Origin of the sequence: Natronoarchaeum sp. GCM10025321, from assembly GCF_042663585.1 — an archaeon.
Taxonomy (GTDB): domain Archaea; phylum Halobacteriota; class Halobacteria; order Halobacteriales; family Natronoarchaeaceae; genus Natranaeroarchaeum.
Window position 1 is genome coordinate 2,675,444 of the sequence record NZ_JBHTAN010000006.1, and the last position, 24,814, is coordinate 2,700,257.

At 61.5% G+C, this 24,814-nt stretch carries 23 protein-coding genes, 2 tRNA genes and 2 pseudogenes; 13 read left to right on the plus strand and 14 right to left on the minus strand.

Going from position 1 to position 24,814, the window contains the following annotated elements:
* Window positions 1-6: 6 nt before the first annotated feature.
* Window positions 7-1,440 (minus strand): annotated as a pseudogene (locus ACFQL3_RS16625) (LAGLIDADG family homing endonuclease); the annotation flags it as partial.
* Window positions 1,414-1,524 (minus strand): annotated as a pseudogene (locus ACFQL3_RS16630) (GTP-binding protein); the annotation flags it as partial. The pseudogenes ACFQL3_RS16625 and ACFQL3_RS16630, both read right to left, overlap by 27 nt.
* Before the next feature lie 1,319 nt (window positions 1,525-2,843).
* Between ACFQL3_RS16630 and ACFQL3_RS16635 the strand changes: the two are divergent.
* Window positions 2,844-4,397: a Cdc6/Cdc18 family protein gene (locus tag ACFQL3_RS16635; RefSeq protein ID WP_377056334.1), complete on the plus strand. Its 1,554-nt coding sequence runs from the start codon at window positions 2,844-2,846 to the stop codon at window positions 4,395-4,397.
* 49 nt (window positions 4,398-4,446) lie between these two features.
* Here ACFQL3_RS16635 and ACFQL3_RS16640 read toward each other — a convergent pair whose 3' ends face one another.
* Window positions 4,447-5,346 carry a S26 family signal peptidase gene (locus tag ACFQL3_RS16640; RefSeq protein WP_377056336.1) on the minus strand — a complete coding sequence of 300 codons (900 nt, stop codon included), beginning with the start codon at window positions 5,344-5,346 and terminating at the stop codon, window positions 4,447-4,449.
* Window positions 5,347-5,440: 94 nt separating this feature from the next.
* Between ACFQL3_RS16640 and ACFQL3_RS16645 the strand changes: the two genes are divergently transcribed.
* Together ACFQL3_RS16645 and ACFQL3_RS16650 are read left to right on the plus strand one after the other, a co-directional pair.
* Complete coding sequence (locus tag ACFQL3_RS16645) at window positions 5,441-7,060, plus strand: DNA-directed DNA polymerase II small subunit (protein ID WP_377056338.1); 1,620 nt, start codon at window positions 5,441-5,443, stop codon at window positions 7,058-7,060.
* Between the two features lie 108 nt (window positions 7,061-7,168).
* A complete protein-coding gene (locus tag ACFQL3_RS16650; protein ID WP_377056340.1) occupies window positions 7,169-7,345 on the plus strand; it encodes a hypothetical protein in 177 nt (58 codons plus the stop codon).
* Window positions 7,346-7,384: 39 nt separating this feature from the next.
* Here the strand turns inward: ACFQL3_RS16650 and ACFQL3_RS16655 are convergent, their stop codons facing one another.
* Window positions 7,385-7,810, minus strand: coding sequence for a hypothetical protein (locus ACFQL3_RS16655; protein ID WP_377056342.1), 426 nt, complete (start codon window positions 7,808-7,810; stop codon window positions 7,385-7,387).
* A 208-nt stretch (window positions 7,811-8,018) separates the two neighbouring features.
* On the opposite strand from ACFQL3_RS16655, the gene ACFQL3_RS16660 reads away from it, so the two are divergent.
* Entirely contained in the window at window positions 8,019-9,197 is a 1,179-nt protein-coding gene (locus ACFQL3_RS16660; protein WP_377056344.1) for an aspartate kinase, read from the plus strand.
* Window position 9,198: 1 nt separating this feature from the next.
* On the opposite strand, the gene ACFQL3_RS16665 is transcribed toward ACFQL3_RS16660, so the two are convergent.
* Window positions 9,199-9,858: a metallophosphoesterase family protein gene (locus tag ACFQL3_RS16665; RefSeq protein WP_377057136.1), complete on the minus strand. Its 660-nt coding sequence runs from the start codon at window positions 9,856-9,858 to the stop codon at window positions 9,199-9,201.
* A gap of 47 nt (window positions 9,859-9,905) precedes the next feature.
* Window positions 9,906-10,478, minus strand: a complete 573-nt coding sequence (locus ACFQL3_RS16670; protein WP_377056346.1) for an IMP cyclohydrolase — start codon at window positions 10,476-10,478, stop codon at window positions 9,906-9,908.
* Between the two features lie 760 nt (window positions 10,479-11,238).
* On the opposite strand from ACFQL3_RS16670, the gene ACFQL3_RS16675 reads away from it, so the two are divergent.
* Both ACFQL3_RS16675 and ACFQL3_RS16680 read left to right on the plus strand, forming a co-directional pair.
* The gene (locus ACFQL3_RS16675) at window positions 11,239-11,826 is read left to right on the plus strand and encodes a homing endonuclease associated repeat-containing protein (RefSeq protein WP_377056348.1); all 588 of its coding nucleotides are present in this window, start codon (window positions 11,239-11,241) and stop codon (window positions 11,824-11,826) included.
* Between the two features lie 444 nt (window positions 11,827-12,270).
* On the plus strand, window positions 12,271-12,600 hold the full coding sequence (locus tag ACFQL3_RS16680) for a hypothetical protein (protein WP_377056350.1): 330 nt from the start codon (window positions 12,271-12,273) through the stop codon (window positions 12,598-12,600).
* A gap of 43 nt (window positions 12,601-12,643) precedes the next feature.
* Here ACFQL3_RS16680 and hcsS read toward each other — a convergent pair whose 3' ends face one another.
* From hcsS to ACFQL3_RS16705, 5 genes are all read right to left on the minus strand, one after another.
* Entirely contained in the window at window positions 12,644-12,832 is a 189-nt protein-coding gene (hcsS, locus tag ACFQL3_RS16685) for a halo-CC-star protein HcsS (protein WP_377056352.1), read from the minus strand.
* Window positions 12,823-13,191, minus strand: a complete 369-nt coding sequence (hcsL, locus tag ACFQL3_RS16690; RefSeq protein WP_377056354.1) for a halo-CC-star protein HcsL — start codon at window positions 13,189-13,191, stop codon at window positions 12,823-12,825. Before hcsL ends, hcsS begins: the two co-directional genes overlap by 10 nt.
* Complete coding sequence (arsA, locus tag ACFQL3_RS16695) at window positions 13,188-15,113, minus strand: arsenical pump-driving ATPase (protein WP_377056356.1); 1,926 nt, start codon at window positions 15,111-15,113, stop codon at window positions 13,188-13,190. The genes hcsL and arsA overlap by 4 nt, the downstream gene beginning before the upstream one ends.
* Before the next feature lie 3 nt (window positions 15,114-15,116).
* Window positions 15,117-15,446 (minus strand): arsenite efflux transporter metallochaperone ArsD, encoded by a 330-nt coding sequence (gene arsD / locus ACFQL3_RS16700; protein ID WP_377056358.1) that lies wholly within the window; start codon window positions 15,444-15,446, stop codon window positions 15,117-15,119.
* A 141-nt stretch (window positions 15,447-15,587) separates the two neighbouring features.
* Window positions 15,588-15,980, minus strand: a complete 393-nt coding sequence (locus ACFQL3_RS16705) for a cupin domain-containing protein (protein WP_377056360.1) — start codon at window positions 15,978-15,980, stop codon at window positions 15,588-15,590.
* A gap of 210 nt (window positions 15,981-16,190) precedes the next feature.
* Here ACFQL3_RS16705 and ACFQL3_RS16710 point away from each other — a divergent pair, with 210 nt between their 5' ends.
* Together ACFQL3_RS16710 and ACFQL3_RS16715 are read left to right on the plus strand one after the other, a co-directional pair.
* Complete coding sequence (locus ACFQL3_RS16710; RefSeq protein ID WP_377056362.1) at window positions 16,191-16,583, plus strand: ArsR/SmtB family transcription factor; 393 nt, start codon at window positions 16,191-16,193, stop codon at window positions 16,581-16,583.
* A 43-nt stretch (window positions 16,584-16,626) separates the two neighbouring features.
* Window positions 16,627-18,582: a DEAD/DEAH box helicase gene (locus tag ACFQL3_RS16715; protein WP_377056364.1), complete on the plus strand. Its 1,956-nt coding sequence runs from the start codon at window positions 16,627-16,629 to the stop codon at window positions 18,580-18,582.
* 49 nt (window positions 18,583-18,631) lie between these two features.
* On the opposite strand, the gene ACFQL3_RS16720 is transcribed toward ACFQL3_RS16715, so the two are convergent.
* Window positions 18,632-19,129: a DUF367 family protein gene (locus ACFQL3_RS16720; RefSeq protein ID WP_377056366.1), complete on the minus strand. Its 498-nt coding sequence runs from the start codon at window positions 19,127-19,129 to the stop codon at window positions 18,632-18,634.
* A gap of 106 nt (window positions 19,130-19,235) precedes the next feature.
* On the opposite strand from ACFQL3_RS16720, the gene ACFQL3_RS16725 reads away from it, so the two are divergent.
* On the plus strand, window positions 19,236-20,003 hold the full coding sequence (locus ACFQL3_RS16725; protein WP_377056368.1) for a hypothetical protein: 768 nt from the start codon (window positions 19,236-19,238) through the stop codon (window positions 20,001-20,003).
* A 467-nt stretch (window positions 20,004-20,470) separates the two neighbouring features.
* Here ACFQL3_RS16725 and ACFQL3_RS16730 read toward each other — a convergent pair.
* Window positions 20,471-20,541: transfer RNA gene (locus ACFQL3_RS16730), tRNA-Gly, on the minus strand.
* Window positions 20,542-20,869: 328 nt separating this feature from the next.
* Here ACFQL3_RS16730 and ACFQL3_RS16735 point away from each other — a divergent pair.
* A complete protein-coding gene (locus ACFQL3_RS16735; RefSeq protein WP_377056370.1) occupies window positions 20,870-21,664 on the plus strand; it encodes an NAD+ synthase in 795 nt (264 codons plus the stop codon).
* Window positions 21,665-21,670: 6 nt separating this feature from the next.
* Here ACFQL3_RS16735 and ACFQL3_RS16740 read toward each other — a convergent pair whose 3' ends face one another.
* Window positions 21,671-22,369, minus strand: coding sequence for an enoyl-CoA hydratase/isomerase family protein (locus ACFQL3_RS16740; protein WP_377056372.1), 699 nt, complete (start codon window positions 22,367-22,369; stop codon window positions 21,671-21,673).
* A gap of 217 nt (window positions 22,370-22,586) precedes the next feature.
* Here ACFQL3_RS16740 and ACFQL3_RS16745 point away from each other — a divergent pair, with 217 nt between their 5' ends.
* The 3 genes from ACFQL3_RS16745 (at window position 22,587) to ACFQL3_RS16755 (ending at window position 24,801) form a co-directional block, all read left to right on the plus strand.
* Window positions 22,587-23,285, plus strand: a complete 699-nt coding sequence (locus tag ACFQL3_RS16745; protein WP_377056374.1) for a DUF7114 family protein — start codon at window positions 22,587-22,589, stop codon at window positions 23,283-23,285.
* A 90-nt stretch (window positions 23,286-23,375) separates the two neighbouring features.
* A tRNA-Thr gene (locus ACFQL3_RS16750) sits at window positions 23,376-23,447 on the plus strand.
* Between the two features lie 154 nt (window positions 23,448-23,601).
* Complete coding sequence (locus tag ACFQL3_RS16755) at window positions 23,602-24,801, plus strand: tyrosine-type recombinase/integrase (RefSeq protein ID WP_377056376.1); 1,200 nt, start codon at window positions 23,602-23,604, stop codon at window positions 24,799-24,801.
* Window positions 24,802-24,814: the final 13 nt, after the last annotated feature.

The window sequence follows — 24,814 nt, forward strand, 5'->3', positions numbered from 1 at the left end:
GTTGTGAACGACGAGGCCATCACGTGTCGTGAACGTATGGTGCTCGTCGACGGTGAGGTCGTAAATATACCCGTCGTGTTCGATCGGTTCGATTGAGACGACCTCGTCCCAGTACACGTCGCTCCCTGCGATGTCGTGGATCAGTCGAGTCTCCTCAGTCTCGGGAAGCTGCTCTGCCATCGATTCGAGTCGGTCGATGCTGATACTGTTCTGTCGCCGCATCCGTGCGACGTGCTTATTGTCGCCGTAAAACTCGGTCTGGGTCGCATCGAGCGTTTCCCGGATCCGTTCGAGTGTATCCATCAACGGAAGGGTATCCACTGTGGGATTCGAATCCGCGTTACAGAGCCTGTCGAGACGGGTTGCTTTCGCCTCATCGTCGAAGCCAACGTGTTCGCGGAACGCACGGTGTTGATCGCTCCGTCCGATTTCGAACTCGTAGTACGTTTCCCCGTCGTGGGTTTTCTCACGTAGCTTTCCGACAATTCCGAACCGGAGCAGGAGTATCTGGACGCCTACGAGTAGCTCTCTGCTGGCACTTGAGATGGTGACGTACCGCCCTCTGTCAGCGCTCCCTGCGCCCTGAACGCTCCCCTCGCAATCAAACATCGCCCGTAGGAACGGTCGAACAGTCCCGTCGGACGCGGTCAGAATCGCTTCCGGGATGTACTTCTCTCTAGATGCGCCCGGCGGACAATCGAGTCGGCGGAGATGCTCGACGAGTGATTTGCTATTGATACGGACGATGGGCGTCTTGCCATCGTACTCGTAGGTCGTCGCTTCCAGACCGAACTGTTTTGCGAGCCGTTCGTACTCGTCTCGCAGTTCCGGGTCCTTGTTGGCGAAGGCGACGAAGCGTTCGTCGTGCTGTGCTTCCGCAATGGTCAGCGCCAAAAACCTCGCCACCTCGGGATCGATTGAGAGGGGTTTGACCGATTTGGGATCGTGGAAGGTCGAGTCTATACTGACGGTTCCACCATCAGTACAGAGCGTGTCTGAGGGATCGAGTTGCCACCGTGTACCTCCTGCAGTCGAAAACGAGGACAGCAGTGCAATCGGAAGTCCCTGGTCGACGTTTCGTGCTGGGACCTGTTCGACACCTGCGTCGGTGACGCCAATAAACGGGTGGTTCGGACTGACAGTGATCTCCCTGCCCATTCGGGTTCGAACGCGATACAGCTCGCCCTCATACCGCTGTCTGAAAACGTGTGTGACGTTTCCGACGGTCGATCGGAGGTCGTCGGTCAACGCCGGTACTGAGAGGTCGTTGTCCGAGCATTCCAGCCATGTCTCGTCCGGACTATCGCTGACATCCGTTGTCTCCACATCCGAGCGTGCTACCGACTCGAACACGTCCCGAATCGGTTTGTAACTGCCGTCGGACAGCAACACCTCTTCGTCCGGCGCAAGACATTTTCCCGCGTTCGGCGGCCCATAGATACCTATTCGTTTCTGTTCGTCCTCGGAGAAGAGTCGATTTGTGACGCGGGATACGCTATCCCTGAGTTCTGTAAATAGTCCCATCCTTTTTCACCGTGTTTCACCCCGCACCCGCGTGTGGGCTAGGTGCTATGGCGCTACAACGACACCCGACCTACTTAAGCCTTGGTCAGACGGATATCAACTAATCAATATATTATCCGAAAGCGACAGTTTCTCCCGGCGTCGAGACGGGACGAGACACTTCCCAACAGCCAGATCGAGACAGTTCACGACGAAAGACAGTCGAGTTCGAGTAGCGCCCAAGACAGTCGAATTCGGGGAAGAGTTGGTCGGAGAAGAGTCGATTAGCGGGACGTCTCATCGGTTCCGATTGCCGTGGTAGATAATTCAGTCTCCGGTGGCGGATTCTGCTGGTCGGAGTCGGTCGGTCGTTCCTTGTTAGCATTACTGCTGTTCTTTGCCCGGAGCTTACCGGGCGACCCCCCACCCCTTCGTTTCGGGTGGAACACGAGTAGAGACCCATCCCCCCACCCCTGTGTTCGTCGACGAGCCGGGCAGAGACGTGTGGGTAGCTATCACGATTGCGGCGGGAACGACCGTAACTGTAGGCTGTACTAGAAATACAACAGACACTAACCCCCTGAAACACGGTTTTGTCTGTGTTGCGGATACTGTTTCTATGCAACCATAATAAAGCTTTGTGCCGCACTAGATGTTGCATCATCTCCGACCCCCTGGCCCCTCTTAATCCCGTCTCCACCCGAAACGAAGGGGTGGGGGGGTTGGCAGATATCCTCCGCAACCCCCCCATTTCGTCTGGAACTCTCTCACACACCTGTCATCGACTCGCTGGGACCTCACCAGATGAGGTCCGATATCCCCCGACCGAGTTATGTATTCGAAGTGACTCGACAAACTGCTTGAACACAGCGAAAGAGTCGCCTTTCAATGCGAGAGGGGGCGTATTGAGGCACTGGGAACCCACACCAACCCCTCCGTTTCATCTGGAACTTCTCTGTATACGGCCCTCTAGCTACCGTTCACGTGTCCACGCCCGATCGCATGCGTTTCGACCGTGCATAGCTCCCATCGAGCGCGGATCCGTCGGCAGATCAACGGTCAGCAACTATACTCGTGCCAGACTGTCCCAACAATCGTCCAGGAAAACCATCTGTCGGACCGGTACGACTGACCGGATTGAACTGCTGATGGAAAATGAGAAGAATTTAAGACCCTGCTTCACCTTTGGTTCGTCTGCATCAACTGGACGATCTGGCACAGTTCGGACCCGATATACACGTCGTACACACTATCTGACGGCGACTCTGGAGATTTGGGCTGTTGTGTCCACGTGAAACGGAGGGGTCAAACGACACCAGACTGCCGGAGCAGATTGACAGATGGCTGACAACGAACGAGGATCCGACGGCGACAGTGAGAAGGGCGATAGCGCACAGTCTATCGACCTCGATCTCGACGAAGTCGTGCTCGACGACGAGGTCGAAGGGGATAACCAGGGCCTGTTCGACGACCTGCTCGACAGCGAACCGATCTTCGAGAACAAGGAAGTGCTCAGGCCGTCTTACACACCACACGAACTCCCCCATCGAAAAGAACAGATCAACAAGATGGCGACGATTCTCGTCGCCGCGCTTCGCGGTGAAACGCCCTCGAATATCCTCATTTACGGGAAGACCGGAACCGGAAAGACTGCGAGCGCGAAGTTCGTCAGCCAGGAGCTAGAGAGCACGTCACAGAAGTACAGTGTCCCGTGTGACGTCGAGTATATCAACTGCGAGGTCACCGACACGCAGTATCGGGTCCTCGCCCAGCTAGCCAACAAGTTCATCGACAAGAACGAGGAGTTGATCGACGAACGTCTGGAGAAGTTCGAGTCGCTCCGGGCGGACGTGACCGCAAACGAGACATCCGAGGACACGGGTGCGTCCGCCGATTTCGAGAGAAAGGATTCGACGGCCACTCCAGCAGTTCTCGACGATACGGAGTTCGACTCCGTCGAGGGGCTCGACGACCGCATCGAGGAACTGAAGGCGGATCGCGAGGAGATGGAACAGGTCCCGATGACTGGGTGGCCGACGGACCGTGTGTATAGCGTCTTCTTCGATGCCGTCGACTACCGCGAACGCGTCGTCGTGATCATGCTCGACGAGATCGACAAACTCGTCGAGAAGAGCGGCGACGACACCCTCTACAACCTCTCGCGGATGAACTCCGAACTCAGCAACTCCCGCGTCTCGATCATGGGGATCAGTAACGACCTGAAGTTCACCGACTTTCTGGACCCTCGCGTCAAGTCGAGTCTCGGCGAGGAAGAGATCGTTTTCCCGCCCTACGACGCCAATCAACTCCGCGACATCCTCCAGCACCGCGCGGACGTCGCGTTCAAACCCGACGCGCTGACCGACGACGTGATTCCGCTGTGTGCGGCCTTCGCCGCGCAGGAACACGGCGACGCACGACGCGCGCTCGACCTCCTCCGTACCGCGGGGGAACTCGCCGAGCGCGACCAGTCCGAGCGCGTCCTTGAAGAACACGTCCGGCAGGCACAGGACAAGATCGAACTCGACCGAGTCGTGGAGGTCGTCCGCACCCTCCCGACCCAGTCGAAACTCGTCCTCTTCTCGACGATCCTGCTCGAAAAGAACGGCGTCCACAACATCAACACCGGCGAGGTGTACAACATCTACAAGAGTCTGTGTGAGGAGATCGATGCGGACGTCCTCACGCAGCGACGAGTCACCGATCTGATCAGCGAACTCGACATGCTCGGTATCGTCAATGCCGTCGTCGTCTCCAAGGGGCGTTACGGCCGGACGAAAGAGATCAGCCTCTCGGTCCCGATCGAGGAGACCGAAGCGGTGCTCATGTCCGATTCCCGGATCGGCGACATCGAGGACGTCCAACCGTTCGTGCAGGCACGGTTCGACAACTGAACCGTCGGAGCCGTCCTGAGTTACGTATTACGAGCGAGTCAGCGACGCGCTAGAGCCGACAGGACTCCGTCTCGGAGAACTCCAGGCGGATACAGCCGAGATACGGGACGCGTACCTCCGCCGTTCCTTCGACCCACTCGGGTTTGACGATCTGATACCGGTCCACCTGGTCGTAGTGTCGGTTCGTGTTCGGGTTGTCGCCTTTCGTCACGAAGCCGTCGTGTGGGGCCGGACAGTTGCTCAGTTCGGCGCAGTTGTCCGCGCGCATGTAGTCGCTGTTGGCCCTGTCGTACCAGTTCTCGTTCTCTTCGACATACAGGTGCGCGCGGTGTATTATCGGCGTCTGTTGCTGCCCGTTCGGTCTAAAGATGATCACGTCGCCGTGGTCACCGAACTTGGTGTAGCCGGACTGTTCACCGGCTTCGTGGGTTACGACGCCCGCCGCCACCGCGTCGCTCGATGCGAGCCGGTCGTTCTCCGTCAGGAAGACCAAATCGCCTTTCTCCATGTGTGGCTCCATGCTCCCGCTTTCGATGGCGACAAGTGGTGGCCAGACGCCGCTGATCGAGAACAGCACGAGTCCGATGATCGCGACGATTGCGATACTGCTGGCGATGTCTTTGAACAGTAGCACCGAACTGTTTCGCGTGTTCAGAAACCAGCCGACCGGGTCTTCCCCGGGGGCCGGCACGTCCTCGCCGCTACCGTTTCCGGCGGCAGTCGCTTCCCGTTCGGTACTGGGCTCGGGGCCCAGCATTTCGTGTCGGCCCTGGCGTGACGTTTCGTCGAGGCCTGCCTCGTCCGGCACAGTCTCGTCGGTGTCGGCCTCCTCGCCGTGACTCCCGTCGTCGCCGGAGTGCGTTCGGTCTCGGTGGCCGACGTTCTCGTCACCATCGTCATCCGACGGCGATGGAGGGTCCGTCTCGTCGCCGTCCCGCCTGTCGTTCATTGCTCTTGCTTATTCGGCCACCGAAAATCAACCTTCTGCTCGCTACCGGAACGGTCCGGCACGTTTTTGACTGCCTGACGGTATCCTATGTGTAGTGCCGCTGGAAGCTCCCGCCAGAATCGTTCGCGAACTGACCAGACATGGCTACAACGCGGACCGCGAAGCCGTGACGCTGATCGCGTCCGCCGAGAACCCCGCGCGAACGTTACAGGCAGTGGTCGAGTCGACCCCGGACGACGCGCTGACTGTCACTAAAGAGCGAGTCCGGCGCGTGACGGAGGCAGGAGCGACCGAATCAGGGGACGGAACGGTCTCTACCCCACCCGACGACCCCCCGGTTTCAACTGGAGATGGAGAGCCGGAACAGGCAGATGGAGTCCGGGATGCTCCACCTGAAACGAAGGGGGTGACAGGCGATCCCACGGACGATACCGAGACGACTGTCAGGGCGACGGACTCGTCGACCGCGTTCGAGGGGGCCGACGGCGCGAACCGTGGCGATGCTGCCCACCGATCGATCGAGATAGCGAACGATATGACGGGCCAGAGCACGGGGACGGGCGAGTACGACGATTTCGTCGACGTGTTTCGCGACCGCTTCGAGCGACTGAGCGGGCAGTTGCGCGGCCGAGTCAACCACCGGCCGACGGATACGCTCGAATCGATGGGCGGCAACACCGACGCCGCCATCGTCGGCATGGTCAACGATATCCGGTCGACAGCGAGCGGTCACTGGCTGGTCGAACTCGAAGACACCGCCGGAACGTTCCCCTGTCTCGTCATGAAAGACCGCGAGTTCGCGGACCTGGTCGACGAACTGCTCCTCGACGAAGTGATCGCCGTGGAGGGAACGCTCGCCGACGACGGCGGGATCCTCTTCGTGGACTCGCTGTACTTTCCGGACGTGCCGCGAACGTTCGAGCCGTCGACCGCTGACCGGCACGTCCAGGCCGCGCTGATCAGCGATATCCACGTCGGCAGCCAGGAGTTCATGACCGAGGCCTGGAACCGGTTTGCGAACTGGCTTCACACCGAAGCGGCCGAAGCGATCGAGTATCTCCTGATCGCCGGCGACATGGTCGAGGGGGTCGGCGTCTACCCCGATCAGGACGAGGAACTCGATATCGTCGATATCTACGAACAGTACGAGCAGTTCTCGGAACATCTCAAGGCCGTTCCCGGCGACATCGAGATCGTGATGATCCCGGGCAACCACGACGCCGTCCGTCTGGCAGAGCCCCAGCCAGGGTTCACCGAGGAACTGCGCGACATCATGACCGCCCACGACGCACGGATCACGAGCAACCCCTCGACCGTTACCATCGAGGGTGTCTCCGTGCTGATGTACCACGGTGTCTCGCTCGACGAGATTATCGCGGAATTCCCGGACGAGAAAGCGACCTACGAGGAGCCCGAAAAGCCGATGTATCACCTGCTGAAGAAACGTCACGTCGCGCCGCAGTACGGCGGGCATATGCGACTGGCTCCCGAGGAAAAAGATTACCTCGTCATCGACGAGGTGCCGGACATCTTTCACACGGGCCACGTCCATAAACTCGGCTACGGCAAGTACCGGAACGTTCTCGCGATCAACTCCGGCTGTTGGCAGGCCCAGACTGACTTCCAGAAGAGCGTCAACATCGACCCCGACGCCGGCTATGCGCCGATCGTCGACCTCGACACGCTCGACACCACGATACGAAAGTTTTACTGATCAGAACTGTTGGTGTTGGCGATAACAAGCGAATTAACATCTGAATCTGTTACTCAGCGCTGACTGTTTGGACAAAATTTATATTCTCTCGGTGTGTGTACGACTATCATGCCTACCTGCGAAACCTGCGGCGACGACGTCCCGCACCGGTTCGAGCACCGTCTCAGAGATGCCGTAATGACCCATACGCGGATACGGATGGTCTGTGCCGAATGTCACCCGAACCTCGCCGCCGACCTGAAGTACGAATCCCCTGTCGGCGCTACCGGGGGCACCGCCGACTGACGTCTTCCGTATCGCTCCCCTCGCGGCTCCACCGACGCGTTACAGGTCGAGCCGATACCGAACTGTCGAGGTGCCGGAGAACTTCGGCCCCTTTCCCGCCGCGACGAAGCCGAGCTCCTCGGCCGCAGTCGCTACCGCAGGTTCGGAGGTCGGAGCGAGCAGTTCGACGTCCATCCCCTCCTGTCTGGCGAACCGGATCGGTTCGGCGAGGAGTGCCTGACATGCTTCCGTGGTCCCGTCCAGTTGCGTGACGTGGACCGTATTCGTCTTCGCGTCGAAGCTAACGAACCCGAGCAACTCGCGCTCCGAGCGGTCCGTATCCGTGTTCGGATCCGTCGCCGTCCCCTCGGGTTCGGCGACACGAACCGTCCGGTCGTGGACGAGGTTGCGCATCACGTCCGTCGGTGAGTCCGCGATGGCTGCGAGGTCGTCGGCGTCCGCTTCGACTGCGTCCCGTATCTCCATGCTATGTGCTATTGATCCACGTAGATAAACCGTTTGTGACGCTCCCGGCCGCGTTTCGACGGTTTGCTTCGAAACTGACCTCTCTGTGGGGGATCGCTGAGAGTATCACGAACGACAATCCCGGTCGGAGCGCAATGGACACAGTTATCCGCTCCCCTTGGTTACTGACCCGCATGAGCCACAGTCACACGAGCGGCCGGGTGGTAGTATGCGAGTAGTCGTGAAGTTCGGTGGGACGAGTCTCGGCAGCGGCGACCGGATCGACCGTGCCGCAGACTCTATCGCCAAGGCCGTCGAACAGGGCCACGAGATCGCCATCGTAGCCAGCGCGATGGGAAGTACGACCGACGATCTGCTTTCTGAGATCTCTTTTGAGGCCGATCCCGCGGACCGCGCCGAGATCGTCAGCATGGGCGAACGGACCAGCGTCCGGATGCTCAAGGCAGCGCTCGGCGCGCGCGGCGTCGACGCCGATTTCCTCGAACCGGGCAGCGACGAGTGGCCGGTGCTGACCGACGTGGACGGCGAGGTCAACGTGGAGGAGACCCACAAACGGGCCCAGGACGTCGCCGGACGGCTTGGCGATGTCGTACCGGTCATTACCGGCTTTCTCGCACAGGCTCCGGACGGATCGCTGACCACGCTCGGGCGCGGTGGCAGTGATACGACCGCCGTCATGCTCGGCAAGTACATGGACGCGGACGAGGTCGTCATCGTCACTGACGTCGAGGGCGTCATGACGGGCGACCCCCGTGTCGTCGAAGGAGCACGCAACGTCGGCGAGATCACCGTCGACGAACTCCGAAACCTCTCGTTCCGCGGCGCCGAGGTCGTCGCGCCCAGCGCACTGGCATACAAAGAGGGGAACATGGGCGTTCGGGTGGTCCACTACCAGCACGGCGACCTGCTCACTGGCGGGACGCAGGTCGAGGGCCAGTTCCGCAGTCTCGTCGACATGCGGGACGAACCGCTCGCCTGCATGACCGTCGCCGGTCGTGCGATCCGCAACAGTCCGGGCGTCCTGCAGGAACTCACCACGGCGCTCGGCCAGGGCGACATCAACGTCGACGCCGTCGCCTCGGGAATGGACTCGATCACCTTCTACGTCGACGAGCGACAGGCCGAAGACGCCGAGACCGTCCTGCATCGCGAGGTCGTCGATCAGGAACCGCTGTCGAGCATCACCGTCGACGATGGCATCGCCGTCATTCGCGTCACCGGCGGCCAGCTCCCGAACCAGCCGGGCGTACTCTCGGATATCATCGACCCCCTCAGTGAGGACGGTATCAACATCCTCGACGTCATCACGAGTGCGACCAGTATCGCCGTGTTCGTCGACTGGACGGACCGCGAGGCCGCCCTCGAGATCATGCAAACGCGGTTCTAGATCACTGCCCCTTTTTCAATCGTTGGCCGATCCGATCGGGTAGCTCCGTCCCTCTGACGGCCTCTATCACGGCGTCGATATCGTACTCGACACGGTGAAGATCGACGTCCATCCCATCGAGGTCGACGACGGCGTAGGCTGCCCGCGGATCGCCGTCGCGTGGCTGGCCCACACTGCCGGGGTTGAGTACGATCCCCTCGCCGAATCGCTCGCAGTGCTGAATGTGGGTGTGGCCCATCACCAGCACGTCCTCCTCGTCGAGCATCCGGGCGCTGAACTCGTCGGGGTAGGTGTACCGGTCCGGGTCATCGGGATGGCCGTGGACGAGTTTCATCCGCCCGCCGAAATCGATCCGTTCGTCCGGCAGCGCGTCTAGCCACGCCAGTTGCTCGTCGTCGAGTTCCTTGCGGGCGTGTTCGACCCCCGCCGCGGCCATGTTGTTGAACCGGAACGACGTCCCGCTCGCCACTGCCCGGTCGTGATTGCCCATCACCGTCGGCACCCTCCGCTCGCGTAGTTCGTCGACACACTCGGCGGGCCACGGGTTGTAGCCGACGACGTCGCCGGCACACACCAGCGCGTCCACCGGTGGCATGTCCGCGAGGACGGTATCGAGCGCGACCCTGTTTCCGTGCACGTCCGAGATGACGCCGATGTCCATGGGCATCGCTACACGCTCTATCTCCTTCAGAATTCGCCCGCAGTCGCTTACTCGCCGTTCTCGATAGCCAGCGAGACGCCCTCGTCGGTTCGCTCGATACCCGCCGCACAGACCGCGTGTTCGAGGTCGAGGTCGTACGCCTGGCCTGCGGCCGCCGCCGCGCTATCGGCGTCGAACGCGAACGCCTCCGGCGAGTCCTTCTCGTAGGTCGCGACCAGCGTCGGCTCCTCGACCTGCTCGACGAGCAACGCGTCCTTCCGAACGATTCCGATGTAGGCATCCTCGCCGATCACGCCGGCGACGCGCGGCGTGTCGTAGTCGTCCTTCTCGTAATCCATCGCGAGCAGGCTCTCGGCGAGCGCGTCACGAGCGGGATAGCCCAGTTCGAGTTTTTCCGTGATCGGATCGACGTGCGAACCGTTGCCGAGGACGGCCGCGTCGCCCGCCGTCCGCACACAGTTGTAGGAGACGTACGGGTTGTCGGTCTCCTCGGCCTCGGCGGTCGGGACGACGGTCAGCGCGCCGTCGCGCTCGACGACCTTTCGGTTCGGAAACGACCGTGACGATACTCGATACGCGCCCACTGAGGGGCCGACGACGACGAAGCGTCCAACGTACATATACAGGGATCCGAGATCGAGTACAAAGTCGGTGTCGGTCACACATGATCAGGTACGGAAGTCGCTATCGGCTCGCTTGGCCTAACTGCATACTCATACCTGACTTCTCGTTTGGTCCCTCTTTTAGCGATACGTTCGCGCGTTCTCACAGACTCGCTCGTTTTTCATAATCGGCTCTATTGGCCGGTAGTGGCTGTCTCATGGGACCACGAATCGAACTAGGTCGGAAAGAACAATCGATCGACGTCGAGATCGACACTGTTGCCCGGAGATGGGTAGCTCTCTCCGAGTATATCGTCTGCATCGCTCGATACTGAGCCAATCGTCTCTTGCTCGTTGGGACAGGCTCACCCGTGTGGGGCCTCGCTCGTTCGGTCAAACCGGCAGACGGGAACCAATTATGAACAATTCTACTCTCACGTGGTGAGCCCGCAATCGCGTAGATTACACTCTCTGGAGGCTCTTCCGGTAAAAAACGGCCGTCTCCTCACTGCTCGGGCTAGAGCGCTCATCCAGTCTCTGGCACCTAGACGTCCGTCTACTCGTTTACTGTCGAGTGCTTTTCGGACGAGGCCACCGAGTATGACCCGATTCTGACTCGTCCCATGCTCCGAACGCCACTATGTACACGTCTTAACGTCTCTAATCGATTATGAACTGATCTACGCATCCTACTGGGCGTACGTTCCCCGCTCGTTTTGTCACGCGCCCCAACGGGTGGGGCGCGAGTATTCATCCGAGATGACGCGCCAGGATTTGTATGATCACACAAGAGACTTGCTTCAAATCACTCCGCGAAGCTGCACAGCGACTGGGTGAATCGCCGACGAAAGCACAGTACGAACAACTGGGATTGACGCCCTCGGCGTCGACCATCCTACGAGTCACGGACGGCTGGAACGCAGCGAAAGAGCAAGCCGAGCTCGAAACCGCGTACTCGCGCGGCTCTCGACTTGATGCCCAACCAGACGACGTCACCATCCCCGACGAACTGGAGTGGAGCGACCTCACAGCCGACCAGCGCTGGCATTACCGACATCGCGAGACGAACAATGAACGCACCAAAACCCGCCGTGCTGCCAACCGAGCATGGGTATACGCGTACAAACGCGACGTCGCCGTCTGCACTCGGTGTGGCGAGGCCGACCCGGCCTGTCTCGACTTCCACCACCTCGACAGTGCAGACAAAAAGATGGCAATCGGCCAGATGGTCACGTATGGCTACTCACGAGAGAAGATCCGTGCCGAGATGGAAAAATGCAGCATCCTCTGTTCGAACTGCCATCGGAAAGAACACTACACCGTTCCAGAGGGCGCCGACGCGTTCGACTCAGCCTCGGATGACTGATCTCTATCCGATCAGGTAGGCGCTTTCGGGGACTCTTCCGACTCACACCGGAAGAGTTCGAAACCCTCAAATAGCAAAGGGCAGTACAAACTGATGAAGCGCTCGCGTAAGTGAGCGGTTAGAGACATGTCAGTCCATTGGGGTAGGGGCCAATCCTGAAGCCTTCTGGGGGCTTCGACCCTGGTTCGAATCCAGGATGGACTATTCTTCTGGCGAACGTACCTCTGAGCGACAGAATCATCGACGAGTGGATCCGAATTCCGAGAGACGAGCGGTAGCGAGTCTGCAGTCGGTTCGAATCGAGACTAGACTATTTTTAGTTCTTGACCGAACACGCACCTGTACGTTTTGAAATCACGGCGATTGGAACACATACGTCGACCGTATATATGAATTATTGTCTGGAAACACCCTTTTCAGCGTCCAGCACCTGTGTTTCTCTGTATGACACGGAATAGCTACGAGATCATCGAAACGATCGGTGGCTTCGAAGAAGGGGAGATTCTCGACGTAACCGCGCGGTTTGGCGACTGGCACACCTACGATCTGAAACTCGAATCGCGACCCACGGAGGGTCGCTCGAAGACGGTCGTCGTCACCGAGAGCGATGTTGGCTTTAGCGAGGCGGAGATACTCGACGAGACCGCCCGGATCGGCGACTGGCACGAGTACGCGCTCTCGTTCGATCCGGTCTCCGGATCGGCCGATCCCGACGGCCAGATCGAGATCACCGTCGACGAACTACACGAGATCGCCGAACCGGTCGAAAGCTAATCGGCGACTCCGCGGCCATCCTTTTCGTTGCTCGTTGGCCGACTTAACAGCAGTCGCCAGCGTCACAGGCTTCGCCGTACTTGATGCCGGTCTCTTCAGTGATTGCCTCGTTGCACTCCACGAGTAACGACTCGAACTGGCGTTCAGAAGCGTCCGTCTCTGACGCGGCGAGTTCCTCGCCGAGGGCCTCGGCTGCCGCCAGCACGTCCTCGTCGGTGGAGCTCAACAGCACCCACCTCCGAGTGACTGCGCGAACTCGCGACCGATCTGCTCGCTGATGGCGTCGTTGGTCTCCTGTAGCAGGCCGACGAACGCCTCTTGAGCCTCGCGGTGGGCCTGAATCGTCTCGTTGTCGTTTAGCTCCTCCTGAAGCTCTCGCAGTTCACTCATTACGGACTCGTCGAACTCGCCCGTCTGTAGCTGGCGCTGTGTCTGCTGGTACTCCTGGAGTAGCGCCATCGCGTCGGAGTCCTGCTCGAGGCGCTCGTTGGCTGCCATGAACGCCTCGTAGGTCTCGGAGTCTTTGATAGTCTCGACGAACGTCTGTAGCGTCTCCTCGACTGCTTGCTCGTTGGATACTTCCTGGCTCATTGAATAGTCACCTCTTCCCGTCTGCTGATGTCTGACAGTCCGGTGATCTCCTCGCCGAACGCGCCCAGTTCGTCGAGGCCGATCGGCTCGTCCTGTCGGAGCGGCGCGAGCATCATCGGCACCTCGAAGCGGTCGCTGATCTCGCCGAGGTACTGTTGTTGCTGGGCGCGGCGGTTCGCGAAGAAGGCGTTGTCGCCGTACTCCTCGGGGAGCAGGTAGTTCGCGACGACGAAGGCCGTCTCGATGCCGACCTGCTCGTTGAGGTCCTCGGCTGCCCGGTAGGCCTCCATCATCGGCGTGTACTCCGGATACATGACGAAGGCGAACGAGCTCTTCTGGGGGTTCTGCATCGTCTCGATGACCTCGTCGTACTTGTCGCCTTTCGCCGGGGCCGCCCCTTTCGTCAGCGACCCGAGATCCATGAAGCCCTTCCAGTCGGAGGGCAGTTCGAGCAGGCGCAGGGTGTGTCCGGTCGGGGCGGTGTCGAAGACGACGATGTCGTAGCCGTCCTCGTCGAAGTAGCTGACGAACTTCTCCAGGGCCGCCATCTCCTCGGCACATGGCGACTCCAACTCCTCTTCGACGTTGGCGATTGCGGCCTCGACGTCGATCTGTGTGTCTTCTTTCTCGCCGTACATCTCGCGGACGTGGCTGAGGACGTCCTCGCGGTACTCCTCGAGCGCTTTCTCCTGGTCGATGCGGGCCGCGTCGAGGTTCTCCTTCCCGACCGAGGTCGGCGCGTGGCTGACCGGTTCGCCGAAGATGTCCTCCAGGTGGGCGGCCGGATCGGTCGTGACGACGAGCGTCTCGTAGCCGCTATCGGCGAGTTTCGTCGCCGCCGTCGACGCGATGGTGCTCTTGCCAACGCCGCCTTTCCCGGTAAAGAAGAGGTAGCGCGTCCCGTCGACAGGCCGTAGCTGGTCGGCGACGGCGTCGGGATCGGCCAGCGCGTTGAAGTCGACCCCCTCGTCGACCTCGACGTTGTCCGCGGTGCCGACGTCGACCGTCGCCTCGTCGCCGTCATAGAGCACGCCGCCGACGTCGTCGAGCAGGTCCAGACCCGCAATCTCGCCGGGCTGGAGTGGGTAGGTCGCCATTGCGTCGGCGTCGAACTCGGTGTTCGCTCGGGCGATAACGTCCTGCTCGTCCTCACGTTTCCCCTCGAAGAAGGGGTCCTCACAGACCGTCTCGGGCAGGTAGCCGTTGACGATCAGTAGCTGGGACTCGATGCCGAGTTCGCCGAGGTCGCTCGCGCTCCGTTCGATCTCGTCGATCGAGGAGTCCTCGGGTTTTCCGACGAACGCGAACGAGGTTCGGTCGGGATCCTGGAGCGTGTCGATTGCGCGCTCGTAATCCTTCTTTCTCTCCTCCATCGAGGCGGCCGGACCGATACATGTCGAGCCGCCCTTCTCCAGTTCGGCGTTCCAGTCGGAGGGGAGCTCCATCAGCCGGATCGTGTGTCCGGTCGGCGCGGTGTCGAAGACAACCACGTCGTAGTCGGGGCTGTCCATGAAGTCGACGAAGTTGTCGAAGGCGGCAATCTCCTCGACACAGGGGCTGTTGAGCTGTTCCTCGACGGCCTGGATCTCGTCCTCGCCGAGCAGTTCGCGCATCGGCTCGATCGTTTCCTGGCGGTACTCCTCGGCCGCGGCGTCGGGATCGATCTCGATAGCCGAGAGGTTCTCGATGCCGTCGATAGCGGTGACCGCGTGGCCGATCTCCTGCTCGAAGATGTCCGAGAGGTTCGGTGCGGGATCGGTGGTGACCAGCAGGGTATCGTAGTCGTTGTCGGCGAGCCAGGTGGCGGTCGCACAGCTGACCGTGCTCTTGCCGACGCCGCCTTTGCCGCTGAAGAAGACGAACTCGGTGTCCTCGCTGCTCGGTTCGACGATCTCTCGGGCCTCGTGTGTGGTTTCGGGCATGTATTAGGCCTCCTGGGGCTGGGCGTGGCTCTCGAGGCTGGCTTCGAGTTCGTCGTAGGAGAGGTATTCTTCCTTGGCGACGATCTCGTCGTCGACGACCGTGATCGGCAGGACGGACGGGCCGTGGTCCTGTACGAGGTCGTAGATCCGCTGGGTCTCGAGGAACTGCTCGATGTTGTGTTGCATGTTCACACGGCTGATCTCGACGGTCTCGAACTCGTCGTCGAGTTGGTCCAGCGCCGCGCTTACTTCGACGAGTTCGTCGTCTGGATCGGGGCCACAGACGCCCGTGGAGCAACACATCGCTTCTTCATAGAGGGTTAGTTCGGTCATTCGTTGAATCGTAGTATTCGTTCAATCGTTCGGGCAGTGTATGTCCGGCGACTACTCGTCTAGCAATCGGCTTGTTGCCGAATTCATTTGAACACTTGCTCAAACATACTGTTAAACGCTTCGATACCGATGAGGGGATAGTTAGCCGACGAACCCTTCGGTCGACCAGAAGTCCTCCTCGCCCTCGCAGGTCGCGGCGACGCAGCGTGATGCCGGCGCACTGACAAGCACGAAGGCGCTCTCCATGTCGCTGTTTCTGATCTGGCGCGTCGAACTCGGGGGGATCCAGACTGCGTCGCCGCTTTCCATCTCGACGTGCTCGTCGTCGATTACGACTGTCGCCTGGCCCTCGAGCAGGAGGTAGATCTCCTCGTGACCGTTCTCGGCGTGGCCGTGCGGTTTGTTTCTCCAGCCAGGATCACAGCGGACGACTGAGACGCCGACCTGCCTGCTGTCGAGCGAGTCACTCAACATGCGCATCGCGCCCGAGACCGGTTCGAGGTCCTGGTAGTTGACCTGCTTGTGGGTAGCCATCAGTCCGGACACCCCGCTCGACGGCGTTTCGACGTTCCGCAGCGATCCGTGCGGATCGGCCTCCAGTCACTCGTCCAGTTTCGCCGTTCGATTATTTCGGCCATGAGCTAGAGTCATATCAGTGAATACTAAATTGTTTGGACTAGTGATCTACTGGGATTTCGAGAGACACTCCAAAACCCTTAATTCAGTATCCGTTCAAATCCGGGTATGTCGTCCAACGAACGCCTCCAGCGGTACCTCGCCGACGACCGGGACGCGTGTGCCGACGAGGAGGTGACCAAGCGACTGGCCGAACTCGAATCGCTCGACGCCGTAGCGGGTGGCTCCGACCTCGATACCGACGTTGAACTACTCTCTGCACTGGCGAACGAGACCCGTTACAAGATCGTTCGAATGCTCCACGCCGCGGACGACGAACTCTGCGTCTGTGAGTTCGCGCCGCTGCTCGACGTCAGCGATAGCGCGATCAGCCACGCACTCTCGAAGCTAACCGACGCTGGTCTCGTCACGCGTCGCAAAGACGGCAAGTGGCGCAAGTACCGTGCAACCCCGCGTGCAAACGCCGTTCTCGTCGCGCTTGATGGTTCGCGACAGCTATAGCCGCCCCGTAGTTTAAATACGATCTCGCCCCAGTACCCGGTAGATGGATGTCCGGGACCTGTCGCTCGCGTCGGAGTTCGTAGCGCACTTCGAGGAGCGGGGGATCGAATCGCTGTACCCGCCGCAGGTGGCCGCGGTCGAGGCCGGAATCACGCGCGGCGAGCGCGTCGTGGCGGCGATGCCGACCGCCAGCGGGAAGACGCTTGTCGCGCAGTTAGCTATGCTGTCGACCGGTGGCTCCTCGCTGTACGTCGTCCCGCTCCGGGCGCTTGCTACGGAAAAGTACGAAACGTTCTCGAAGCTTCCGGACGTAAGCGTCGGCGTCGCGACGGGCGATTACGACACCGACGACGAGACGCTCGGCAAGCACGACATCGTCGTCGCCACGAGCGAGAAGGTCGACTCGGCGATCCGGAACGGTGCCGGCTGGGTCGAAGCGATAGAGTGCGTCGTCGTCGACGAGGTCCACCTGCTAGACGCCCAGGGCCGGGGCCCGACGCTCGAAGTCACGCTCGCGAAACTCCAGCGACTCGTTCCGGACCAGCAGATCGTCGCGCTGTCGGCCACCGTCGGGAACGCGGGAGAGATCGCCGACTGGCTGGAGGCCGAACTCGTCCACTCGACCTGGCGACCGATCGATCTCCGGACCGGCGTCTACGACGACGGAAGCGTTGCGTTCGACGACGGCGACCGCCTACGTATCGAACTGGGAGACGAACCGCCGACGACGGCCCTGGTCGCCGACGCGATCGAGGACGGCGGCCAGTCGCTCGTGTTCGTCAACTCCCGTCGCGAGGCGGAGACGCTCGCCCGGACGCTGGCCGCCAAAGAGTTCCGGCAGGCTCCGGCGGTAGCGAGCGATATCGGCGAGACTGCGACGACCAGCACCGGGCGGTCGCTCTCGGAGGCCACGGAGGGCGGCGTCGCGTTTCACCACGCGGGACTGCGCGCCGAGCATCGCTCGGTCGTCGAGCAGGCGTTCAGAGACCGTGATCTCGCCGTACTCTGTGCGACGCCGACGCTCGCCGCTGGCGTCAACGTCCCCGCGCGACGGGTGATCGTCCGGGATCACGAGCGCTTCACGGGCGACGGCTACGAACCCCTGCCCATCCTGGAGGTCCACCAGATGTTCGGGCGGGCCGGCCGGCCGGGTCTGGACCCCTACGGCGAGGCGATGCTGGTCGCGACCGGGGTCGACGCCGCTGATCTCCGTGAGCGCTACATCGGCGCGGATCCCGAGCGTGTCGAGTCGAAACTCGCCTCCAGAGAGGCGCTTCGCACGCACGCTCTCGCGACGCTCGCTAGCGGCTTCGCGGACGACCGCGAGGGGCTTCGGGACGTGCTCGCCTCGACGTTTTTCGCTCACCAGCGCGACGCCGAGGAACTGGTCGACCTCACGGACGAAGTGCTCTCGTATCTCGACGCGACGGGGATGCTCCGCCGTGACAATGGACTGGTTGCGACCGATCTCGGCCGCCTCGTCTCGCGGGTCTACGTCGACCCGCTCACGGGTGCGGAGGTCGTAGAGGCGCTCGGGACGGCGGCGACGATGGACCGCGTCACGACGCTGACGGTGCTCGAACTGGTCTGTGATACGGAAGACATGAGCACTCAGCACGTCCGCAGCGAGGAGGCGGGCCGCCTCAGCGAGTTCGCCATGCGCAACGAAGCCCAGTTCACCAAGTCCGTCCGCGATTTCGATGGCAACTTCCAGTCCTGGCTCGCGACGGTCAAGACTGCACGCATCCTCGACGACTGGATCGCAGGCGTCGATCCCGGGCAGCTAGACGACCGCTACGGGGTCGCACCGGGCGATGTCAGACGGCTGGCCGATCGGGCCGAATGGCTCCTCTCGGCGACGGAGGTGATCGCCGAACAGCTATCGGATGGTGTGATCGAACGGCTGTCCTCCGACACCGAGTCGGAACTGGCCTACGACGCCGTGCTCGACCGGCTTCGGGAGACCCGCTCGGCACTGCTCGACGCCGTCGAGGAGTAACTGTCACTACCCATCTCTCGTTGAACCATTCCCGACCTCGCACACCCAATCACTCCCGATCCAGATACTCCTGCTGGACCGCGACGACGTCGCTCGAATCCTCGCAGTTGGCGTAGCGCCGCAGGGGTTCCTCGTTCATCTCCAGAAAGGTCTCGCCCCACGTGAACTTCGCCAGGATTCGCTCGGCGTGGTCGCGCTCGCCCAAAATACACAGCGCGGCGGCCAGCGCTTCCACGGTCGTCAACTGGAACGGCTTCCCGAAGTTGATCGGGTTTGCCGCGACGAGGAAGGGTAACGCCCGGTGTTCGCCGTCGACGGTAAACTGCGCCTCGCGGGCGCTCTCCCACGAGCAGTCGAGCGCGACCAGCCGATCGCTCACCGTCGTATCGGCGGGCGAGAGCGCCTGTTCGGCGTGTGGGTTCAACACGACGCCATAGGGCGTCGCCCGGTCGCTCTTGTGCAGGGTCGCCAGATCGAACCGCTCGAGCTTTTTCGCAGTACACTTATCCGGGTCGTCGTCGCCCTCGTACCGGACGTGGAGGTTCACTACCGCCCGGTACGGCGTCGTTCGGCAAAAGCGCCGCGGCTTCGGTGCTCTATTACGACCTCTTGTCAGGACGAACCTTTGTGCGTCTCCGCACCGTAGGCCGTCCATGCGCGCCGAAGACGACGGACAGTACGACGCCGCTATTGCTGCGCTCTCCGACCGCGAGTATCCACTGGCTGGCGACGCCTACACCCGCGCCGGGCGCCGGGTCCTCTCGGGTCCCCGCGAAGACGTCGGCCCGTTCGACGACGACGAACGCGGCTGGGTCGGCATCGGCCTCGGCTACCTCTGTACCGCCGCGATCTGTTACCGCGTTGCCGGTCGTGACGTCCGTGCCACTCGCCGAGCAGTCGAGGGCATCGCCGTTGCCCGCGACCTCGCCCACGTCACGGAGCGACCGGTACAGGCCGCCTGCTTCGAGGAGTTCGTCGCTGACCTCCACGTCGCTGGAGACCTGAGCGGCACAGAGGACGCCTACGAGGATGCGAGTACGGCCTACGAGGACGCGAGCGACGGCATTGACGATCCACAGCGCTGGGGGACGACACCGCTGTTCGAGGCCGCCGCAACGCCGATTAAACAGGTCGCTCGAAGCCTCGCTGACGGCGAAATCGCCATCAAGTGGGAGCAGTTACACGGCTCAGACCCCGCCGCTCCTGGCAACTTTCTCGCCCACCGCGCCCGGTACAAACGCCGCCGGTTTCCGTCCCTGCTCGAACGAGTCGTCGAGACGGGCTATCTCGCCGCTCCCCGGGGATCGACGGAGTACGATACGGACCACCACTACTGCCCGAACTGTGACTCGACGAGCGTTAACTGGGTCGGCGAGGACGTGCTCTGCATGCGGTGTTCGAGCGTCGCACGCCCCCAGTGAGCACTCCCTGCCGATCAGGTGTCGAACGAGCCGAGTCCGGTGAACTCTCCGTAATCGCGGGCCACACAGGATGTCGGCCGGGAGTTTGCTGAGTGGAGCGAAGCAAACGTTGATCGACGGCGTCGATCAGAAGTGAGCAAACGCTGTTTGTTTGCGAACATCGGGCGGCAAACGACCGAAGGGAGTTTGCTGAGCAAAGCGAAGCAAACGTCGACTGACTGTGTCAGTCGGAAGTGCGCCGGCCGGGAATCGAACCGGAGGAAGACGGTCGCCATCGCGTTGCTCGGCGCTGCGACTTCCAGGGTTCGATTCAGTAGCGATTTCACTGCTTACTGATGTTCGCAGTAGAAATGCGCCGGCCGGGAGTGAGCAAACGCTGTTTGTTTGCGAACATCGGGCGGCAAACGACCGAAGGGAGTTTGCTGAGCAAAGCGAAGCAAACGTCGGCTGACTGTGTCAGTCGGAAGTGCGCCGGCCGGGAATCGAACCCGGGCTATTAGCTTGGGAAGCTAATGTCCTACCACTGGACCACCGGCGCTCACTTCGTTCGCGCCGCAGTTCGCGAGTTCGTCGAACTCGCTTACCACCGGCGCGCTCGTACCTCGCGCGCCGAGGCTCGCAAACTCAGGGGGTTTGCTTACCACCGGCGCTCACTTCGAGGTCCGTTACATATCGGAGTTGACTACCCCGATACTTGAACGTAGCGCTTCCGTCGGGTGATCGACGAGGCGACGATACCGGCTGCTCGCAGGGCGGGGCGATGGTGCAGTCTTTTCCGTCGAAACGGCTACTTTCACCCCACGAATCCCGATAAGGTTTGCATCAAACGAACATGATTTACACGTCTGGGCACGTAGTGTGGTATAATGGTTGAGCTTCGACTATCGGACGACGAACTCGGGGAGCGACGTGACCACATCACGACGTTCATTGCGGAGACGGTCGACGATGCAGGAGCAGATGGGGCAGTGCTGGGTCTCTCCGGCGGTATCGACAGCACGACGGTTGCACACCTTGCCGTCGAGGCACTGGGTGCTGACAAACTCAAGGGGCTGGTGATGCCCGGCACCGTAAGCCGTGAGGACAACATGAGCGACGCCGAACGCGTCGCCGAGATGCTCGGCATCGAGTACGAGGTCATCGAAATCGCGCCGATCATCGAGCAGTTCGTCGCGGCCTATCCCGATGCGAAGGGGGACGACATCGCAGTGGGGAACGCCCGGGCACGGAGCCGTGCCGTGCTGAACTATCTGGTGGGCAACCACGAGAACCGCGTCGTGCTCGGGACGGGGAACCGGAGCGAGGCGCAGGTAGGCTACTACACCAAGTACGGCGACGGCGCGGTCGACTGTCACCCGATCGGTAACCTCTACAAGGTGCAGGTGCGCCAGTTGGCGCGTGACCTCGATGTCCCAGAGGATCTGGTCGAGAAGACGCCGACGGCCGGGCTCTGGAGCGGCCAGACCGACGAAGAGGAGATGGGCATCGGCTACGACACGCTCGATCCGATTCTCGCGCTACATATTGACGGGCCGCTCTCGGCCAGCGCGACCGCCGAGACGCTCGGTATCGACCTCGCGCCCATCGAGACGGTTCGCGAGATGTACGAACGGAGCGCGCACAAGCGCGCGATGCCGCCCGCGCCGCCAGAGCACGACTGACCCGTTTCAGTCGCCGGTTTCGTTCGTTCGTTTGCGCTCCATCACTAGCTCCGCGAACGCGGCCGCCTCGCGACGCTCCTGTTCGGCCCTGGACGACGTATCATGCAGTCGCTTTTTGAGCACGGCGAGCGCCGCCGGGTCGTTCTCTGCGATCTCGCGGGCAACGGCATCCGGCCGCTCGACGAGCCGTGAGACCAGTCCGATCCGCCGGGCCTCTTCGGCGTCGAGTTCGCGGCCAGTCACCGAGAACTCCATCGCGTCACCGAGACCGACGACCTCCGGCAGGCGGACTGTCCCGCCCCAGGCCCCGAACAGGCCGAAGCTAACTCCCGGTTCGCCGAACGTCGCGTCTGAGGTCGCGATGCGGACGTCACAGGCCAGCGCGAGTTCGACGCCGCCGCCACGGGCCGGGCCGTCGATCCCGGCAACGACGATCGGCTCTGCGGTCTCGATCGCTCTCGCGACCTGCTGGCCGCGGGCGGCGAACTCGGCGGCGGCACCGGAATCGTCGAGGGCGTCGACGACGTCGAGATCCGCGCCTGCACAGAACGCCGAGCCTGCACCGTGGAGATAGACGACCGGCTCCTCAGCCCCCGTAATCGCATCCTCTAGCTCGTCCAATCCCTCCGAAGTCAGTGCGTTCCGACGCTCCGGTCGTGCTAGCGTTACCGTCCGGACATCGCCGGCGGCGCTCTCGTCGATCATACGCTGACTGCGGTCCCGCCCATCCTGTAAGTTACGTCGATGGGGGTGGTCCAGTGGCTGCCTCTCCTGTCGGATTGCCTAGACTGGCGGTCTCTCACTCGTTTCCAGCGAGTGTCAGGTCTCCCGAATGGACCCGGCGCTGGCATGCGGTTGGGATGACTGTGGGACAGGCAGACTTTCCAAAGGTCTTTGCCCCTCCTCTCCCTAGCCCGGACTGATGGATGAGGCCGTGCGGACTCGGCAGGCAGCACACGACGCAGTCACCGATATCGAGCCGGACGCCCTACGTGAGCTTCTCGAAGACCGACTCCACGAGGGCTCGATGGCTCCCGGGGCGCTCACCCTGTCGAGTGCACGAGCGATCGACGGGTCGGCAACCGCCGGCTCCGTCGCGGAACGTGGTGCAGGCGTCCAGCTCATCTACGAGGGGCTCCGCCTGACCCGTACGCTGGCTCACGAGCAGCCGTGGGCCCAGCGCGATCCGAACGATCACACCGAGCCGAACCTCGAAATACTCGCCGCCGACGTCCTCGTTTCCCGCGGCTTCTACCTGCTCGCGCGGACCGAAGCCGCCGACAAGGCCGTCGAGACGGTCCAGGCCTTCGGCCGCGACCAGACGCTCCGCCGGAGCGCCGAGAGCACCGAAGCTGCCGCCTCGCTCGACCGGTCGCTCGAACGGAACGTCTTCGAGCTAGCAGTCATCGCTGGCGCGACCGCAGGCGACAGTCCGTGGCCGACGGCGGACGCCGGCCTGGTCCCGCCGCAACTACTCGACCTCGCCACGGAACTCGGAGGCGCCGATGCTCCGCTCCCACCGGCCGACGAACTACTTCCCAACGACCTCGATACCACGCTCGGTTCGCGCTCTAGCGACGGCGCCGACGACCACGTCCAGCAGTCGGCGACCGATCACTGACTCTCAAGCCGGGATCACGGTACTGCATGCCGCGCCGTCCCCGAATCGAAACGCATAAAGTCAATTCCCGACAATCGGAGTATACCTGGCGCCTGGGTAGCTTAGCGGTAAAGCGCGTCCTTGGTAAGGACGAGAGCCCGGGTTCAAATCCCGGCCTAGGCTTACACGGTATTACAGGCTCTCTCGGCTGATTTCGCCCTTCTCAGGAGAGCCAAACGATGTCCAATAACGTACGAAAACGCTACAACCCGACAGCTACGCCGTCTTGCGATTCAAGAAAGTGTCATGGCACACAAACAACCGGAGGTGCGCGCGGGTGACCAACCAGCCCGATCCGCTGGACAACCTCCCCGCCGGTGATGGCACCCCCAAGGACGGCCTTCCATCGGCTCCGGAACCAGTGGAACTCGATTTCCCGCTCATTAGTGAACGATCACGCGAAGACCTCGAAGCATACGGGCTCAACATGGTCGACGATTACCGCGACTTCAAACAGGAGGTACTCTCGTGGCTCGGCTCGTACGGGAAACACCCAGAGAAAGGCCAGGGCCTCGCACAGAGTACGCTTCAGTCGACACACTACAAGCTCGAAATTGTCTTCCGGTGGCTCTGGGAGGACGAAGACGCCTACACGACAGAGTTTACTCCCGACCACGCGGATCGGTTTATCCGACTCCTCAACCGCTCAGACGGGATGGCCGATTCAAGCGTACTCCACTACGGGAAGGCTGTCCAGCGGCTATTCAAGTATCAAAACCATATCCACGGAACCGATTACGACTGGGAACCGAAGCCGGAATTGAGTCAAGCAACTGGCGACGAGCGCGATTATCTTCGCCGGACGGCTTTCAAGCCGCTCTATCAGGCGGCGCTGGAGTACAACTCAATCAAGAGCTACCATAGCGACATGTCCTCCGAGGAGCGTGATCGGCTGAAGACATTCGTCTCCCAGCGACTCGGTGTGCCCAAGTCCGAGGTCGGCCCCGAGCACTTCAAACAGGCCAACTCTTGGAAAGAACCGTCGATCATCGCTGTGACGTTGGACACTGGGCTCCGTCCCATTGAGGTGGGCCGAGCTACTACGGAGTGGGTCAATCTTGAGAACAACGAGCTCAACATTCCCAAGGACGAGTCCACGAAGAACGAAGCTCACTGGAATTGTTCGATCAAGGGACGCACAGCAAGAGTGCTTGAACGGTGGTTAAAGGAGCGAGCAACGTACGATAAGTACAGTGGTCGGGATGAGCTCTGGCTCACGAAGCAAGGGACTACGTACAGTTCGAAGTCATGTAACTACCTACTGAGTCGGCTCGTCGACGACGGTGATCTTCCTATCCCAGATCACAAAGACATAACGTGGTACGCGATTCGTCACGGGGTTGCGACATACTGGGCGAATCACATTGGGCCACACCACGCCAAGGAGCAACTTCGGCACAAGAGCGTCACGACGACGATGAAGTATCTTCACTCAGACGCGGAAACGCGGAACGACGCCGCTGAACAAATCTGGTGACGCTCACTTCGAA